Below are 17,533 nucleotides of genomic sequence, written 5' to 3' on the forward strand. Positions count from 1 at the left end.
GTCGGTAGCCGGCCCGGTCCAGAATTGAGCAGGGTTGTTTGAGTGGGTAGCAGATGATTCGAAATTATCAGGTAGTCGTCAAAAAACAGTTAGTTAGTACTCCGAAGCAGTTAAAAATGCTGAAGAGAATGTGGACCAATGCATACCGGGGAAGATCGGGCACCTTTTAGGGTACTGCCATGAAAGTGAAATTTTTGGGCGCACTTGTCGCAGTTGGATTGATCTGTGGAAGCACGCAGGCGAACGCCGCCGGTTGTGGGAGCGTGACTGAAGCAAACATGAACTGGCAGAGCGCTGAATTCGAAGCGGCCGTCGACAAGGTCATTCTGTCGGAAGGTTACGACTGTCAGGTCAACCTGGTGGTAGGGGATACGGTTCCGACGTTTACTTCGATGGTGGACAAAGGGAAGCCGGACCTGATTCCCGAAGAGGGCATCGACCTGCTTCCCGCCATCGCAAAACAGGGCATCGAGGAGAAGAAGATCGTTCTCGCCGGCAAGATCATCAAGGAAGGTGCCGTTTATGGCTGGTACATTCCCAAGTATATTGCCGATGCGCATCCCGACATCAAGACCATTCCCGATGCGTTGAAACACCCCGAACTGTTCCCCGATCCCGAGAATCCCGGGAAGGGCGCGATCTATAACGGCCCACAAGGATGGGGCGTCACCGTCAACACCGCCCAATTCTATAAGGCATTCAAAGCCCAACAAGCCGGGTTCAGGCTGGTGGATACCGGTTCGGCGGCGGGCCTCGACGGATCGCTCATAAAAGCCTACGAACACCATCAAGGGTGGCTGGGTGTCTACTGGGCGCCGACGTCTCTGCTGGGCAAATATCCGATGGTGCGGCTCGAGGCTGGCGTGCCGCTCGATATGGCTGAGTGGAAGCGGTGCACGACCGTCGCTAGCTGTCCCGATCCGAAACCGACTGCGTGGCCGGGAAGCCGGATGTACACGATGCTCTCCAAGTCGTTTGCGGATAGGGCAAGCCCGGATGTCATCAAGTATCTGAACACGCGTACGTACACAACCGACGATCTCCAGAAAGTCATGGCCTGGATGACTGACAATCAGGCGACTGGTGAGGATGCTGCCAAGCATTTCCTCAAGACGGAACCCGATGTCTGGACGAAATGGGTCACGCCGGCTGCCGCGCAGAAGATCAAGGCGTCGCTCTAAACGTACCGTTCTTTTAACCTCGACGATGAAGGCGGTCATGGATGGCGTGAAAGGCTATCGCAGACTCATACCCTCACTCACGGCACTCGTTGAATTCGAAGCGGTCGCTCGGCTCCGAAGCTTTACGAACGCTGCTCAAGAGTTGGGGGTGACGCAGGCGGCCGTCAGTCGGCAGATACGGCTGCTCGAAGACCTGCTCGGCATCCGCCTGCTGGACCGCTTGCATCGCAAGACCACGCTGACAACCGAGGGCGAGGCGTTGTACTCGGTCGTCTCGCAGGCATTGGGAAAAATCGCGGGCGTATTCGACAGGCTATCGACGGGAATCGAGGACGAGGAGGTTGTCCTAGCGGCGACCGCGGCATTTTCGCATTTCCGGCTGATGCCTAGCCTCGCGAGGCTCAAGCGGCTTCTGCCCAATCTGCGAGTGCGACTCACCACGAGGATGTTCACGGGCGACCTTCGTCACACCGAGGTCGATGCCGAGGTTCGCTGGGGCAATGGAAAGTGGAGCGACGGCACCTCGCAGCTATTGTTTGACGAACAGGTGTTTCCGGTGTGTTCGCCTGCGTGGAAAGACGAATATGGCGAGCCCGGGTCGCTGGACGAACTGGCGAACATGACGCTCATTTCGGACGACCCTACGTCGGAAGGATGGCTGACGTGGGAAGAATGGTTCCGCGCCGTCGGCGCGCGTCCGATCAAACTCAGGTATGGCGTCCGCACCTCTCTTTACAACGATGCGGTGCAAGCGGCGCGGCTAGGGCAAGGCGTCGCGCTCGGTTGGGGACGGTTGCTTCATGAGCATCTTGCATCGGGCGAGCTGGTTGCGCTTACCAGCGCGTGCCTGCCGTTGAGCGACGCTTACTACCTGGTGATACCTCACGGGAAGGCGATGTCCCCGACGGTACAAACGCTGGTCGAGCTACTGCGTAATGCCGCCGGGGTGGCCTGACCCATGTTCCGGGCGCCCATGACGCGTCGTCGAATCGCAATCAGATCGTCACGCGTGTCGCGACCCCGGCACGAGTTTTGGTACCGGCACCTGATCGTTCCGCTTCGCGCGCGCATCCGCGGGGCTGTGGGCGATGCGATCGACCTTGCCATTTCAACGGTGTACGAGCATGCGACTGACTAGAGCTGCCTTCGTTTTTCTCGGTGTTATCTGGGGTTCGAATTTCATCTACATGAAGTGGGCCACTGCGCTCATTACGCCCATGCAGGTTGCCTTTTTGCGGGTGCTTTTCGGGTTCCTCCCGCTCGCATTTTTTGCATGGTGGCGAGGCGTGATCACACGGGATCAACTGCGTCTCCTGCCACACTTCCTGGTGATGGGGGGCGGTGCGACGGCCTTCTATTACGTCGCCATCATCAAAGGAACGGCGGTCCTGCCGTCGGGAATTGCCGGTGTACTGGGAGGATCGATCGCGCTCTTTGCCGCGATCTTCTCCTTGCTGTTGCTTCGCAGCGAGAAGTTCAACGCACTCATGGCAACTGGCGTCGTGCTCGGATTCGTTGGGATCACGATGATTGCGCGCCCCTGGGACAGCGCCGGAAGCGCAATCGATTTGCGCGGCGTGGGCTGGCTGCTGGCGAGTTCGATGACGCTGGGGCTCTCCTATATCTATGTACGGCGGTTCTTGTCTCCGACGAACCTTTCGCCGCTCGCTTTGGCGACTTGGCAAATGGGATTGGCGCTGCTCATTCTGGGCGGCATGACCGATTTCACGGGGATGGGCCGTCTATTCCTCGACTGGCGCGCGGCCGCCGGCGTTGCTGTTGGCCTCGGCATCTTGGGAACCGGCGCGGCCTTCTTAATCTATTACTACCTGCTTGAGAAGCTTGGCGCGGTGGCGTCGTCCAGTTCCAACTATCTTGCGCCGGCGGTGGCCTTGCTTATCGGTTGGTGTGTCGGAGAACGCTTCGGCCTCGTAGAGGTGATCGCGATCGCTCTGATCTTCCTCAGCGTATTTGTGCTGCAGATCGGCCAGCAGCAGTCTGCCGCGACCATAAGGCGAAGAACACTGATGGCATCTCGTCCCGGCCTCATCGACGCGGACGAGGGCTAGCTGGACCATGCTGGCGGCGAACTCACGGGGGCGTTACATTCCGACCGCCCGTCGCGGGCTTCTTTGAATCTCCTTGAAACTCCATAGAGAACACACGATGTCATATTCAATCCCCAGCACCATGCACGCCGTTCTGCTAACGGGCTTGGGCGGCCTGGACAAACTGGAATATCGCACCGATGTCCCCGTGCCGCAGCCTGGACCGGGAGAAGTCCTGATTCGCGTTCGCGCATCGGCTGTCAACAACACGGATATCAATACGCGAATCGGTTGGTATTCGAAATCCATCGATAGCGACACCGGCTCAGGCGGGGCGGAAGGATTCGAAAAGGTGGACGGTTCCGATGCGTCCTGGTCGGGCGCGTCATTGCATTTTCCTCGGATTCAGGGGGCCGACTGCTGCGGGCATATCGTTGCGGTCGGGGTCGGCGTCTCGCCTGCCCGCATTGGAGAGCGCGTGCTCGTCAGCAACTTGCTGCGGACGTACGTCGACTACAGACCATTCGAATGTTGGACGTTCGGCAGCGAGTGTGACGGAGGGTTCGCGCAATTCGCCGTTGCCCCGTCGATGGAAACGCTAAAGGTCGTCAGCGAATGGTCGGACGCGGAGCTCGCATCGATCCCATGCTCTTATTCGACTGCCGAGAACATGTTGCATCGCGCGAAGGTCGGCGCCGAAGTGGTACTGATCACCGGCGCCTCGGGCGGCGTGGGGTCCGCCGCTGTTCAGTTGGCCAAGCGGCGCGGCGCGACCGTCATTGCGCAATGTTCATCAAGCAAGGCGTCGGCGCTTCGTGAACTCGGCGCTGACAGGGTTGTCGATCGTCAAGCCGATTTGGTATCGATCCTCGGTGAAAACTCCGTGGATGCCGTAATCGACGTCGTCGGCGGTGAACAATGGCCGAGCCTGCTCAAGGTGCTTCGTTTAGGCGGCCGCTATGCCATCGCGGGTGCCATTGCCGGTCCGGTGTCCAAGATCGACCTTCGCACGCTGTACCTCAAAGATCTGACGTTGATGGGGTGCACGTTCCAAGAGGACGAAGTTTTCTCGAATCTGATCTCTTATCTCGAGCGCGGAGAAATCACGCCGCTGGTGGCTAAGACCTTTCCATTGAAAGACATTCGGCTTGCCCAAGAAGAATTTCTGAGCAAGGGGCATCTTGGCAAGCTCGTGCTGATCATTCCGGAGGTAGATGCATGAAGATCAAGCAGATTCACCTATACCAGTACGAACTTCCTGTCTTGAACGGACCGTACCGGATGGCTCGGGCAGACGTCTATTCATTGACGACGACGCTGGTCAAGCTGGTCGCGGACAATGGACTGTACGGCTGGGGAGAAACGTGCCCTGTCGGTCCGACCTATTCCGAGTCGCATGCAAGCGGTGCGCTGGCCGCGCTGTCCGAGATCGCGCCGGGGATCATCGGGACTGCTGCGTTACCGGTGCCCCTGCACGATCGCATGGACAGCCTGCTCAACGGTCACACCTATGCGAAAGCGGCCATCGATATCGCGCTGCATGACCTGCTGGGCAAGCATTACGGCGTCAGCGTTTCCGATCTCCTCGGCGGCGCGTTGGCGGAGCGGTTGCCTTCGTATTACGCCGTGACGATCGGTGTGCCCGATGAGGTTGCCCGCGTAGCGGCGGAAAAGCGCGACGAAGGTTATCCGCGTTTGCAGTTGAAGGTCGGCGGCAGAGCAATCGAAGAAGACGTCGAGTCGATTTCGAAGGTGTGGGAGATCATTCGAGGTTCCGGCATCCGTTTGGCAGTCGACGCCAATCGCAGCTTAACCACGCGTGATGCGATCCGGCTCAGCCACGAATGCGCGCATATTCCCTTCATCATGGAGCAGCCTTGCAATACGTTCGAAGACTTGCAGGCGATCCGGGGTCTTATCAAACACGCGCTCTATATCGACGAGAGCTGCCTCAACCTCAACACGGCGATTACCGCGGCCGGCACGGGATTGGTCGACGGGTTCGGCATGAAGGTGACGCGACTGGGCGGGCTGCATCCGTTTCGCGCCTTCCGTGACCTGTGCGTCGCGCGCAACTTGCCGACCACTTGCGACGATGCCTGGGGCGGGGACCTGATCGCGGCGGCGTGCGCGCATATCGGCGCGACGGTCCCGCCTGCGTTGCTCGACGGCGTTTGGATCGCGGCGCCGAGGATCGATGGGCACTTTGATTCGAAAAATGGCGTTCGTGTGGATGGCGGGCACGTCCGGCCCCCGCAGGGCGTCGGCCTGGGAATCGAGCCCGAGGAGGCGATGTTCGGCGATCCGATTGCTTCGTTTTGACGCGCCGCGGATCGTCGCTCGAGTGTGGCGCCCGATTCATAATTCAATGTAATAGTTGGCCGAAAATAAAGCGCATTGACGCCGATTTAAGGTAATCGAATACTCACGAGAACGCGGGAACGTCGGAAATCCCGGTACCCTATCAATGTTGGAGAAAGACGATGTCAGAAGTTCAGTTGAAGACCCTGGGTGAGCTTGTGGAGAGCCGGGAGCCGGGGTGCGGATTACCCGGAGAAGTCTTCATCCGGCCGGACATCTTCGAGACCGACGTGGACATCTTTTTCTACAAGCACTGGATCATGGTCGCGGTGACGGCGGACGTGCCGGAACCGGGTGACATCTCTGTTGTCGATATCGGTAAGGCTTCGGTCATCATCGCACGAGGCGACGACGAGCAAATTCACGCGTACCGCAATGTGTGCCGCCACCGCGGCGCGCGTTTGAAGGATGCCGGGAAGTCGACGGTCGGCATGCTCGTCTGCCCTTATCACCAGTGGACGTACGACCTCGAAGGTAGCTTGTGTCACACCAAGCACATGGGCAAGGACTTTGATGCGACTTGCCGCAATCTGCGGCCAGTGCATCTCAAAGTGGTCGGCACACACGTGTTCGTATGTTTCGCGGATGAGCCCCCGGCCGACATCGCGAAGCTCGAAGAAACAATGACCCCGCGTTTCGCCCCGTACGATCTGCAGAACACAAAAATTGCGTTCGAGTCCGAGATTATCGAAGACGGCAACTGGAAGCTCGTGATGGAGAACAACCGCGAGTGCTATCACTGCGAAGCGGGGCATCCGGAGCTGACGCTTTCATTCTTGCCGGAATCCACGGGTGCCAGCGCGGACGACATGGATGAGGCTGGACGTCGAGCACTCGACGCCTATAACAAGCTCAACGCCGACAGCCAGGCAAATTGGGAAAGCGAGGGCTATATTTGCTCGGCGGTCGAAGAACTCAGCGGCGAAGTGGCCACCCATTTCCGCACGCAGCGGCTGGTCATCGCGACCCATGGCGAGTCGCAAACGATGGATACCAAGGTCGCGTGCGAGAAACTGCTGGGCAATCTCACTCGCCGTGATCTGGGCGACACCCATATGTGGACGCACAACTCGTGGACTCACGTGATGAGCGATCACGCGATGATTAGCTACATCGTGCCGCTCACGCCGGACAAGACGCTGGTGCGCACGAAGTGGCTGGTGCATGCCGATGCGGTCGAGGGTGTCGACTACGACGTCCGGAAGCTGACCGAGGTCTGGGTTGCAACGAATGCGCAGGACGCGAGCCTCGTCGCTATCAATCATCGCGGCGCGCAGGATCCCGGCTATATCCCGGGGCCCTATTCGCCGACGACCGAGAGTTACGTCGTCCAGTGGGTGGATTGGTATGCGGGGCGTCTGAAGGCGCACGGTATCTAAGCCGATAGGCCGCTTCTCCGCAATACGCTGAAACATATGCAAAGGCTCGGTAGTGCAAAACCCGCCTTCAACCTTGAGAGGACCCTAATGCGGCTCGGATTTATCGGAACCGGCGTCATCACAAAAGCGATCGTTACCGGCCTCATTCGTTCCGGCCTGGCGTTCGATCGGATAGCGCTGTCGCCTCGTAACGCTGAAACAGCAGCGGAACTCGCTACACTGGATCCGCGCGTCGAGGTGTGCACGAGCAATCAGGGCGTGCTTGACTCGTCGGACATCGTATGCGTTGCCGTTGTGCCGCAAATCGTCGCCGAAGTCCTGCGAGAGCTTCATTTCGAAGTGCGGCATCAGGTCATTACTTTCGTTCCGGGGACATCGATCGCGAAATTGAGTCGGCTCGTTCGGCCCGCGATCAAGCTTGTTCGCGCGATACCGTTGCCGGCGGTTGCCGATGGCAAAGGATGCACCGCAATCTACCCGCCGGATGGCGTCGCCAAATCCGTGTTTTCTGCCCTTGGCGAAGCGGTTGAAGTCGAAAGCGAACATCAGTTCGACGCATTGCACGCCGTAACGTCGACGATGGCGAGCTTCTACGCAGTGCTTGAACAGCAAGCATCGTGGTTAACTCAACAAGGGCTCCCGTACGGCGCGGCGCGCACCTTTGTGTCCGGGTACTGTGTTGGCTTGGCACACGAAACGACTCGGACAGGGCAGACGTTTTCGGAGATGATCGAGTACCTCATGACGCCAGGCGGTTTGAATGAACAGCTGCATGCCGAGCTTTCTTCCCTTGGCGCCTATGGTCACTACGGCGATGCGCTGGATCGAGTGTTCGCTCGCGTTCAAGATCGGGCATAGCAGTGTAACGCTGGAATTTGGCGCCGATCCGGAACCGTCATAGCCGCCGCCGCTGGGCGGCCAAGCCAAGTTTGATGGTGACGGGAAGACGGCTAGTGCGAATAGCCCGCAGCTGTTTCCGTGAGGCTCTTGCCTTTGGTTTCTGGTGCAAGCCATTGCGACAACGCCGCACCGAGGGCGGCGACGCCGGCCGCCGCGAGCATCCATGTCGACGTGCCGAGGTGCGTCATCGACCACGGCAGCAGGAACGTTCCGAGGCCCGCGCCGATCCGACTGACGGCGGCCGCGAACCCCGTCCCCACACCGCGGACTTCGGTCGGGAAGACCTCGGCCGGATAGATGCCGGTCAGCGTCGTATAGCCCGCATTGACGAAAGAGAAGGCTAGAAAGAGCGCCAAAACGATCATCGGCGGCGCGCTGGGCCAGAGGCCGATAACCGCCAGCACGACCGTGCATAGCCACTGCGGCGGCACAGTCAGTGCGCGGCGCCCGATCTTGTCGATCAACAGGACCGTAAGCACGACCCCGGCCACGGCAACCGCGGAGAGCCCGACGCCGCCGGCGAGCCCCCCGCCCAAGCCATATTTCTGCAGCACGCTATCGGCAAACGTGGCGATGGCGAAATACGGCGTGACGGCACAGAACCAGAACATCGACATGAACAGCGTGGCGCGCCAGTAGCGTCGGCAAAAGAGAATCCTCATCCCTGCACGGTCGCCGGTGGCGGATTCGCATTCGACATCGGCCATATCCGCCGCGTGCTGCATATATCGTTGAGCAACGGCGCGGGCCTCCCCACAGCGTTTCTGATTCCACAGCCAGCGAGGCGATTCGGGCAGGCCGAGCCGCGCGCAGAACAAGATGGCGGCGATAAACGTGCTTGTTCCGAGGATGAATCGCCAGCCGAGGTGGGTCGACGCGTTCAGCGCGAAGCCCACGGCAAAGGCGATCATGAACCCCGCATACCACGCGACCAAGGTGACGCCCATGAGCCGCCCCCGAAGCCGGGCCGGGGCGAACTCCGACATGAGCGGCCAACCCACAGAGTACTCGGCGCCGATCGCGACACCCATCATCAGGCGAACGATGAATAGCTGTATCGGCGAAGTGACGAAGAATTGCATCGCCGAGGAAATCAAGAACAAACCCATGTCCATCGTGAACAGCGGCTTGCGTCCATACTTGTCGGCGGCCCAACCTCCTAGCGGGGAGCCGAACAAGATGCCGAACAGCGCGCTCGCGGCAATCGCGCCTTCCCAGAAGGTCGAAACGCCAAGATCGGCGGTTAGTCTGGCCGTGACCGGTCCGACGATCCCGAGGATGTAGCCGTCGAGAAACATCCCTCCGGTTAGGACAAAGATCATTCGCCGCAAAAAGCGCCGCTTGGACGCGGTCGACGTCTGCGCGTCGGTACTTCGCGGCACTGCGCCTAGCGTCTCCTTGTGCAATGACATGGTAGGCTCCTCGGATCTGATGAATATTTCGCGCGCCTAAGGCAACGCAGTACTATTTAAGCGCTCCTTATGGACAGGCTAAGCGCCGCTATCGCTAGCGAAGCGAGATACGCGTTCCGCTACCTTGGACTGATCCACGTTTGTGCAGACATCGACGCATTGCCTGCAAGGGTAGCCGGACATAGAGCGATGCGAACCTGAGGGCCCCATGATGCAGAACACGGCTTACGGACACATCTTCAGCGCCGACTCGCCGATCCTCCTCGTCACGCCGCATGCGGGTGCCGAGATTCCTGACGATCTGCTGAAGTATTCGGCCTGGCGCGACGTTCAAGGACGAGTGGCCGATCCCGCCGGACTCGCGCTGCAAGCGGTGGCGCCGAACTGCGGCGTGTCGCATATCTCGGCTCGCTATCACCCCTGCGTGATCGACTTCAACGTGCCGGCTTCCGGTCGGCCTTTGTCGCGCCGCTTGAATCGCAATGGGTTGTGCCGAACTCATACGGCGGCAGGTCAACCGCTGTACGATCCGGGTTGCGAGCCGGACGATGCGCAGGTCGACGCGCGCGTCAAAAGCTGCTGGCTTCCCTTTCATGAGGCCGTTGCCGCGGAGCTATCGCGCCTTCGATCCCGCCACGACAATGTGTTGTTGCTGGTGTTTCATGCGAGTTTCTGGTTGTCGCCCTATCGCGATCGATTCGATGCGTCCGACTGTAACGTCGGCACCGCGCGCGGCAAGGCTTGCGACCGGCGGCTCGTGTCGTGCCTGACGGAGCAGGCCAAGGCGCACGAGCACTCATGGGTCGTCAACGGCAGGATAGCCGATGCGTTTTCCGCCGAACATTATGGCAACCCCGAGGGCGGCGTCCATGCGATAGAGGTCGAGGTGGCCGGCCGCTGGCGGGCGGAGCTGGAGCGCCTCAGGCTGCAAGGGGAAGGGGAAGACGGAATACGGCCGAGCGCGTTCTGGGCTGCGCTGTTCGGGGCGCTCGAAGCGGCGCTGCGCGGCTTGCCGCCCGTACGTGAAGACATGGGCCTTGCGGCACGGGTCCATGGCAGCGCAGACTAATGGTGCGCGAGCCGGCACGTTCGGGTCGTGACGACGTCCGTGCTACCTTCCGATGTCTCCGCGCAGCCAACTATGAAAGAAAGCGTACCTGAACAATATCCCGACTGGAGCCTGTTGGCGAGCTGGGTCGCCGTCGTCGAGGCCGGCTCGATCTCCGACGCGGCCGATAGGCTTGCGATATCGCAGGCTGGAGTCTCGCAACGTATAAAGGCGCTCGAAACGTTACTAGATACGACGTTGCTCGATCGCACGACGCGTCCGGCTCGTCCGACGGCCGCGGGGCAACGCTTGTTCGAGCACGCCACGGTGCTGCTCACGGGCGCCGACGAGATGGTGGAAAGCGTACGCAACGTCACGCGAGCAAAGCGCGTGGTGGTGCGGCTAGGCTGTGTCGATTCGTTCGCGGCGACGATTGGGCCGATCATCATCAAGGCGCTCTCGGGCACATCGCATCAGATTCGCTTGTGGTCCGGCATCACGCCCACTCTCGATGCGCAGCTTGAGGCACGCCAACTGGATATGGCGGTGACGACCAACGGCATTTCTCAAGCGCCAGGCATTCGCCGGCAGAAGCTATTTTCCGAGCCGTACTTCGTCGTCTTGCCTGCAAGCTTCGAGGTGGACCGATTCACAACGCTTGCCGATCTGAGCCGCAACCTCCAATTCATCCGCTACAGTGCGCGCTCGGTGATCGGGCAGCACGTCGACGCCTATCTCGCGTCGAACTCGGAACACATCGAGCGGACCTGCGAGTTCGACGCCACGGATCCCATGCTGAGCCTCGTGGCGGCGGGGTTGGGCTTTGCGGTCACGACGCCGTTATGTCTATGGCAGTCCAGACACTACGTGCCGGATGTTCGCGTAGTTCCGCTTTCATCGTTCTCCCGGCATGGGCGGCCCTATCACGGGCTGAGTCGGTCGTTCTTCCTGGCGTTTCGAGAAAACGAACTGGGCCACCTGCCCGCCGACATGTATGAGCTACTGCGGCAGTCTTTCGAGCGTCAGGTATCGCGCGATATCGCCAAGGCGCTCTCGCTCAAGCAGGAACAGATCTGCCTGTCCGACGAAGCCTAGCCGGTCCTCATGCGGTTCATGATGTATTGCATAACCATCGTGAATGTTCCTTACCCTGGTTTTACGACGGCATAGATTGCCGTTACATGTCATCGACGAAAGAGCGTGAAGGGGATTTTCGACACGCGTCTTCCATAACGAAGAGGCATGCGAACGTGAAATCTGCGCGAGCACGTTGAACGTTCGAATCGGAGTGCTGGCACTTGCCCAGCCATTCTTCGGAATGGTGACGAAGCGGGAAACGCTGCCCAGCATAAGGGTGGAGACATCGGAAAATCACTTGGTGAGGCTTTAAATGCGCAGCTCTATGAAAATGTTGGCGCTGGTTGCGATGAGCATGGGGATGGCAACCGTGCATGCGACCGCATCGGAACTTGTTTTTGCATCGTGGGGTGGATCGTATCAAGACGCACAAAGCGTCACGGCGATCAAACCGTTCGCGTCGAAGTCGGGCGCTCAGGTCAAGATGGATACCTACAACGGCGGCATCGCTCAGATCCGAAGCCAGGTAGAGACGAACAATGTCACGTGGGACGTCGTCGATATGCAGCTGGCCGATGCGACGCGTGCCTGCGATGAAGGGTTGCTCGAAAAGATCGACCCGTCGACGCTGGGCGCCGGCGCCAAGTCTGATTTTGCTCCCGGCGGGATTTCGGACTGTATGGTGGGTAACGTCGCCTGGTCTACGGTCATCACGTACAACAAGAATGCGTTCAAGGGCGCCGAGCCGACCAAGATCGCCGATTTCTTCGATCTGAAGAAATTCCCGGGCAAGCGTGCGCTGCGTAAGTCTCCGGAAGGCGCGCTCGAATGGGCGTTGCTGGCAGACGGTGTCGCGCCGGCGGATATCTATAAGACGCTTTCCACCCCTGCGGGTGTGGACCGCGCATTCAAGAAGCTCGATACGATTAAGTCGTCGATCGTATGGTGGGAAACCGGCGCACAACCGCCCCAGTTGCTCGCGGACGGTGAAGTCACGATGTCGAGTGCCTATTGCAATCGCATCTATACGGCGATCATGCAGGACAAGAAGCCGTTCGGTTTCCTGTGGGATGGCGAGGTCAAGAATATCGAAGGCTATGCGGTCGTCAAGGGTTCCAAAAACGTGAAGGCGGCTCAGGATTTCGTCCGCTTTGCGACGTCAACCGAATCCCTCGCGAAGCTGGCATCGGCAACGGCCCTTGGGCCGATGCGCCAGTCGTCGTTGGCTCATGTCGATCAGAAGGTCGCGCCTTACCTGCCGACGGCGCCGCAAAACCAAAAGGACGCAATCACGTCCGACGTGGCATTCTGGGCCGATCACTCCGACGATCTGAACCAGAAGTTCGCCGTGTGGCTGGGACAGAAATAAGCGGACGAGGCTGACCGCTTGTTTGATTGATTGGAAGCCGTGGCGGATCCGAGTGTCTCATTGATGTCCGGCTCCACTACGGCTTCCTTTGTTTCCTATTTGCCTGCACCTCGAAATTTCGCGCAAAGCGAACAAGCTGCGGCAGCACGACATCAAAAAGAAGCGCTTGCAAGCGAGTGAGGTTCAGGACCGTTGCCGCTTCGCCATAGCTCCCAACGGTGAAGCCGTTAGTGCCGACCTGACAGGACAGTCGTATTGAAGCTCTACATCAGGGTTTTTGATGCTTGAGTGACTTTCACGCTTTCATACGCAATATGGACGTAAATCGGGTCATCCAATGATTCGGACCATGCGAGCGCATGGTTCGGTCAGCAGGGATACGTTCCGTCATTTGGCCGCAAGGCGTTGATTGCGCTGTGCCGCCTGCGTTTTCGACCGTGGAGTACTTCATGAATATTCAGCGCCCTTCGGGGCCGGAAGCTGCCGCAGGAAAGTTTCCGACGTATCACGATGGTTCGGGCTGGAACGCCATGCTACCGGTGCGGGCGAGAGGCGGTTCGACGCATGTTCGGCGATTCGCAACGATTGTGATCGGCGGCGGATATACCGGTCTGGCGGCGGCACGTCGTATCGCTGAACTGCGTCCGGAAGAACAGGTCTTGGTGTTGGAAGCGTCGGCGATCGGAGAGGGCTCTTCCGGTCGCAATTCGGGCTTCGTCATCAACTTGCCGCACAACACGAAGATGGCGGGGCACACTAGCCCCGTCGAAGTCGCGCGTAAACAGATTCGGCTCTATGAAGCCGGCTTGAAATGGCTCGAGCAGCTCGTTCGCGAGCACGGGATCGACTGCAGCTGGAATGCGGCCGGGAAGTTCCATGCGGCTGCCGGCGATTCTGGTGTCGAGAGCCTTCGCGCCTCGCTCGCTCAATATCGAGAGTGGGGCGTCAGCTACAAGGAATTCGATCGCGATGCGCTGCGACAGAAACTTGGAACTAGCTATTACCGATATGGCTATCATTCTCCCAACAATGTATTCGTTCAGCCAGCCGCGTTGATTCGCGGTTTGGCTGATTCCTTGCCGGCGAATGTTGTTCTGCTGGAGGGCGAGCCAGTTGTTTCGCTTAGCGAATCGTCACCATTTCAGATCGCCACCACGCAGGCACGATACGTTGCCGATCGGGTCGTGCTGGCCAATAATGGGTTCGCTAAAGAGTTGGGCATCCTGCGCGACAGACTCATCACGATCTTCACCTACGCCGCATTGACTCCAGAGCTGCCCGAGGCCGAATTGAAAAAGCTTGGCGATGCGCCGGAGTGGGGGGTCATTCCCGCGAATCGCCTGGGGACGACACTACGGCGCGTACAGGGCGGCCGGTTCATGGTGCGCAGTGCGTACTCGTACGAACGAGAGCAGTCGCCGGCCGATACGCTGGCTCAATTGACAGACAGCTACCGGCGCCGCTATCCGAAAATGAAGTCCCACCGATTCGAGTACTTGTGGGGCGGCACAACAGCGTTGACTCGAAATGGCGCGACGTATTTCGGCGAATTGCGTCCCGGTTTATTCGCATCGCTAGGGTGCAATGGAGCCGGCGTGCTGAAGGGCAGCACCTACGGGAAGCTGTTGGGCGAGATGGCCTTGGGCTCGCAGTCTTCGTATTTGTCGGATGCGCTGAGTCTGGAGGGGCCAAGCTGGTTGCCTCCTGAACCGTTTCGCCGGATCGGCGTTGTTTCCGCCATCAAGTACCAGGCCGCGCTCGCGGGTCCGGAACGGTGATCGTTTTGTTCTTTTATCTTATCGAGGAAAATCGAAGATGCCGGAAATCAAGCGTAGTCACGTAGGGAACCGCCTGTCGGAAGTCGCCGTGCACCAAGGCACAGTCTATCTGGCTGGACAGGTGGCCAGCGATATTTCCCAAGACATGGCGGGACAGACTCGGCAGGTCCTGGCCGCTATCGATTCACTGCTTACGCAACATGGATCGGACAAGTCTCGCATTCTTTCCTGTCAGATTTTCCTTTCGGACATGTCGCAGGTTGCAGCAATGAATGAAGTCTGGGATGCGTGGGTGGTACCCGGGCATACTCCGCCCCGTGCAACTGTGGGTGCGGTGTTGGCTTCGCCTGAGAAGCTCATCGAAGTGGTCATTGTCGCTTCGGTGGCTTGAACGGGCTGTCATGGATTGTGTGGAATCGGCCGGTGGCGGTTCCAGGCTGATTTGTCTTTTACCTGAGGTCAAAAAATGAACAATATTCGCATGAGTGTGCTCGCAACTACAGTCACGGCGATTGCGCTATCGATGGCATGCGGGTATTCGTATGCGGAGCAGGTGGTCAAGATCGGCGTGTCGAGTCCGCTTACGGGGATCAATGCTTCGAACGGCAAGGACATTGAGAACGGGGTGCGACTCGCTGTGGAAGAAGCGAATGCGCAGCACATCAAGCTGGCCGGCCAGGAGGTTCGCTTCGAGGTCGATTCGGTGGATGACCAGTCCGATCCGCGCATCGGCGTCCAGGTCGCACAGAAGCTCGTGGACGATGGCGTAGCCGCTGTCGTCGGGTACTATAACTCCGGCGTGGCGCTTCCATCCGCACCGATTTTCGCAAAGGCCGGTATTCCGCTGATCGACCCGGCAGCGACGAATCCGGCCATCACGCGGCAGGGATACAAAACCGTATTCCGCATCATCGCAACCGATGTTCAAAACTCCGGCAATGCCGGCAAGTACGCGGTGACGGTCATGAAGGCGAAGCACATTGCTGTCATGGACGATCGCACCGCGTTCGGCCAAGGGGCTGTCGAGGAATTCAAGAAGGCAGTGAAGGCTGCAGGCGGCAAGATCGACGCCGCCGAATACACCAACGACAAGGCGGTGGAATTCAACGCCCAGCTCACGAACATCAAAGCCGCGGACGCCGACGTTCTGTATTACGGCGGCGGCGACAATCAGGCGGCACTCATCGTGAAGCGGATGCGGCAGCTCGGCATGCATACGCAATTCGTCGGAAGCGGCGGTATTGCCGACAGCATTTTCCTCAATGTCGCCGGCCCAGCCGCCGAAGGCGCGATGGCTTGGGAATACGGCCGTCCTATTGACTCGCTGCCGCGGGGCAAAGCATTCCAGGAAAAGTACAAGAAGCGGTTCGGTATCGACATCCTGACCTACTCGCCGTTTGCGTACGACTGCGCATGGGTCGTCATCGACGCAATGAAGCAAGCCAACACCGCGAAGCCCGCCGAGTTTTTGCCGGCGCTTCATGCAACGCACTACGAAGGCATCACTGGGAAGATCGCATTCGACGAGAACGGAGACCTCAAGAATCCCAGCTCGACGCTCTATCAAGTGAAGGGTGGGCGCTGGACGCCGGTGACGACGATCGGGGCCGAGTAAGCGTCAGCGTTCCTTTACGGTGTGCAGCGCTGTATCGGAGTCTTCTATTGGACTTGCCGTGGAACTGGCGCCATGGATAGCCGCCAGTTCCGGGACACATCAATACGCTGACACGCTCTTGATGAATAAACAATGGCGATTGCATGCGGACTGTTTCCGCGCATTGCAATCGCCATCAGAGCCAAGAGCGTTGAAAACTAACTCAAGACGTAGTGCCAGATAACAACTCGGTCATGCCCAAAGATCGCCGACAGTAAAACCGTTCGGGAATGGATCGGTCGGGTCCAATACCCATGTGTTGTACCCGTAGATCCAGGACCGGCCGGAGATCGTTGGTACGACGGCCTTATAGTCGCCGATGCGTGTTTCCTCGATCAGGTTCCCGGTGTAGGTGATTCCAAGCAATCCCTCGTGGCGGAATGGCTCGTTCAATTTCAGTTTGCCCTTGGCATGCAGCGTAGCCATCTTTGCGCAGGTGCCTGTGCCGCAAGCGCACCGATCGATCGCGCCCGTCCAGGTTGCGGGATTGTCGAAGTCGACCGCCCCGCTCGCCACCGTCACGGCATTGCGCCAGTCGGCGTTCGGATTGTCCGTGGGACCTGAGAGCTGGGCGATCGTGATGCCGATGCCGGGATAGTGAGGATGTGAAACGGGCAGTTGGTCCTGAGCGGCTTTGGTGATCAGCGCGCCGATACGCGCGATTTCCTTGCCGTGCTCGGGAATGAGCTCGAGGCCCTTGAATTGTCGGACGTCGGCGATCGCATAGAACATCCCGCCCCAACCTACATCAACCGTCACTTTGCCCAGCGTGGGAACGTCGATCACCGCATCGAGGTGAGCCGCGAACGCGGGAACGTTCTTGAACGTAACCTGCGTGACCTTCCCGTCCTTGCACTCTGCTCTGATGCCGATGAGACCTGCGGGCGCTTCCAACTGGAACTCGGTGACGGGCTCCGTCATCGGCAGCATGCCGGTTTCAAGAAGCACGGTTACAACCGAAATGGTGTTGCCGCCGCTCATCACGGGGTACTCGACCTGTTCCATGATGATGTAGCCCGCAGCGGCATCCGGATGCTTGGCCGGCACGATCAAATTGCAGCAGACCGGCGGGTAGCCGCGCGGCTCGCGCAGCATGAGCTGACGGATCTGATCGTCGTTTTTCTCGAGCCATTTCATCTGCTCGTAGACGGTATTGCCCGGGATGTGGGGCACACCGCCGGTGATCACCCGCATGGGTTCGCCCGCGTGGGTTTCCACCGCATGGAACATTCGCTTGAAAGTCATATCAGTCGATTTTCGAAACTTGAAGCCATAGTGCGATGGGGCTTCGTTGGTCATGGAACGTCACTGGAGCACGCGAACGGC

At 59.3% G+C, this 17,533-nt stretch carries 15 protein-coding genes and 1 pseudogene; 14 read left to right on the forward strand and 2 right to left on the reverse strand.

Going from position 1 to position 17,533, the window contains the following annotated elements:
• Positions 1-179 precede the first annotated feature (179 nt).
• The 8 genes and pseudogenes from AB4Y31_RS05580 to AB4Y31_RS05615 all read left to right on the forward strand — a co-directional run bounded on the left by AB4Y31_RS05580 (position 180) and on the right by AB4Y31_RS05615 (position 7,827).
• Positions 180-1,181: a glycine betaine ABC transporter substrate-binding protein gene (locus AB4Y31_RS05580; protein WP_368673042.1), complete on the forward strand. Its 1,002-nt coding sequence runs from the start codon at positions 180-182 to the stop codon at positions 1,179-1,181.
• A gap of 37 nt (positions 1,182-1,218) precedes the next feature.
• Positions 1,219-2,136 carry a LysR substrate-binding domain-containing protein gene (locus tag AB4Y31_RS05585; RefSeq protein WP_368673043.1) on the forward strand — a complete coding sequence of 306 codons (918 nt, stop codon included), beginning with the start codon at positions 1,219-1,221 and terminating at the stop codon, positions 2,134-2,136.
• Between the two features lie 169 nt (positions 2,137-2,305).
• The gene (locus AB4Y31_RS05590) at positions 2,306-3,250 is read left to right on the forward strand and encodes a DMT family transporter (protein ID WP_368673044.1); all 945 of its coding nucleotides are present in this window, start codon (positions 2,306-2,308) and stop codon (positions 3,248-3,250) included.
• A 121-nt stretch (positions 3,251-3,371) separates the two neighbouring features.
• Positions 3,372-3,803: pseudogene (locus AB4Y31_RS05595) on the forward strand (alcohol dehydrogenase catalytic domain-containing protein); the annotation flags it as partial.
• Between the two features lie 15 nt (positions 3,804-3,818).
• Complete coding sequence (locus tag AB4Y31_RS05600; protein WP_368673457.1) at positions 3,819-4,451, forward strand: zinc-binding dehydrogenase; 633 nt, start codon at positions 3,819-3,821, stop codon at positions 4,449-4,451.
• Positions 4,448-5,551 carry a mandelate racemase/muconate lactonizing enzyme family protein gene (locus AB4Y31_RS05605; protein WP_368673045.1) on the forward strand — a complete coding sequence of 368 codons (1,104 nt, stop codon included), beginning with the start codon at positions 4,448-4,450 and terminating at the stop codon, positions 5,549-5,551. Before AB4Y31_RS05600 ends, AB4Y31_RS05605 begins: the two co-directional genes overlap by 4 nt.
• Before the next feature lie 161 nt (positions 5,552-5,712).
• Positions 5,713-6,969, forward strand: coding sequence for an SRPBCC family protein (locus tag AB4Y31_RS05610; protein ID WP_368673046.1), 1,257 nt, complete (start codon positions 5,713-5,715; stop codon positions 6,967-6,969).
• Positions 6,970-7,056: 87 nt separating this feature from the next.
• Positions 7,057-7,827: a pyrroline-5-carboxylate reductase gene (locus tag AB4Y31_RS05615; RefSeq protein ID WP_368673458.1), complete on the forward strand. Its 771-nt coding sequence runs from the start codon at positions 7,057-7,059 to the stop codon at positions 7,825-7,827.
• A gap of 92 nt (positions 7,828-7,919) precedes the next feature.
• Here AB4Y31_RS05615 and AB4Y31_RS05620 read toward each other — a convergent pair whose 3' ends face one another.
• A complete protein-coding gene (locus AB4Y31_RS05620; RefSeq protein WP_368673047.1) occupies positions 7,920-9,281 on the reverse strand; it encodes an MFS transporter in 1,362 nt (453 codons plus the stop codon).
• Positions 9,282-9,489: 208 nt separating this feature from the next.
• Between AB4Y31_RS05620 and AB4Y31_RS05625 the strand changes: the two genes are divergently transcribed.
• From AB4Y31_RS05625 to AB4Y31_RS05650, 6 genes are all read left to right on the forward strand, one after another.
• Entirely contained in the window at positions 9,490-10,350 is an 861-nt protein-coding gene (locus AB4Y31_RS05625; RefSeq protein ID WP_368673048.1) for an N-formylglutamate amidohydrolase, read from the forward strand.
• A 72-nt stretch (positions 10,351-10,422) separates the two neighbouring features.
• Entirely contained in the window at positions 10,423-11,424 is a 1,002-nt protein-coding gene (locus AB4Y31_RS05630; RefSeq protein ID WP_368673049.1) for a LysR family transcriptional regulator, read from the forward strand.
• Positions 11,425-11,731: 307 nt separating this feature from the next.
• Positions 11,732-12,775, forward strand: coding sequence for an ABC transporter substrate-binding protein (locus AB4Y31_RS05635; RefSeq protein ID WP_368673050.1), 1,044 nt, complete (start codon positions 11,732-11,734; stop codon positions 12,773-12,775).
• Positions 12,776-13,224: 449 nt separating this feature from the next.
• Complete coding sequence (locus tag AB4Y31_RS05640; RefSeq protein WP_368673051.1) at positions 13,225-14,553, forward strand: NAD(P)/FAD-dependent oxidoreductase; 1,329 nt, start codon at positions 13,225-13,227, stop codon at positions 14,551-14,553.
• Between the two features lie 37 nt (positions 14,554-14,590).
• Positions 14,591-14,944 carry a RidA family protein gene (locus AB4Y31_RS05645; RefSeq protein WP_368673052.1) on the forward strand — a complete coding sequence of 118 codons (354 nt, stop codon included), beginning with the start codon at positions 14,591-14,593 and terminating at the stop codon, positions 14,942-14,944.
• Between the two features lie 75 nt (positions 14,945-15,019).
• The gene (locus AB4Y31_RS05650) at positions 15,020-16,168 is read left to right on the forward strand and encodes a branched-chain amino acid ABC transporter substrate-binding protein (RefSeq protein ID WP_368673053.1); all 1,149 of its coding nucleotides are present in this window, start codon (positions 15,020-15,022) and stop codon (positions 16,166-16,168) included.
• A gap of 231 nt (positions 16,169-16,399) precedes the next feature.
• Here the strand turns inward: AB4Y31_RS05650 and AB4Y31_RS05655 are convergent, their stop codons facing one another.
• Positions 16,400-17,452 carry a proline racemase family protein gene (locus AB4Y31_RS05655; RefSeq protein WP_368673054.1) on the reverse strand — a complete coding sequence of 351 codons (1,053 nt, stop codon included), beginning with the start codon at positions 17,450-17,452 and terminating at the stop codon, positions 16,400-16,402.
• Positions 17,453-17,533: the final 81 nt, after the last annotated feature.

The organism is Trinickia sp. EG282A (assembly GCF_040965455.1).
Lineage (GTDB): Bacteria > Pseudomonadota > Gammaproteobacteria > Burkholderiales > Burkholderiaceae > Trinickia > Trinickia symbiotica.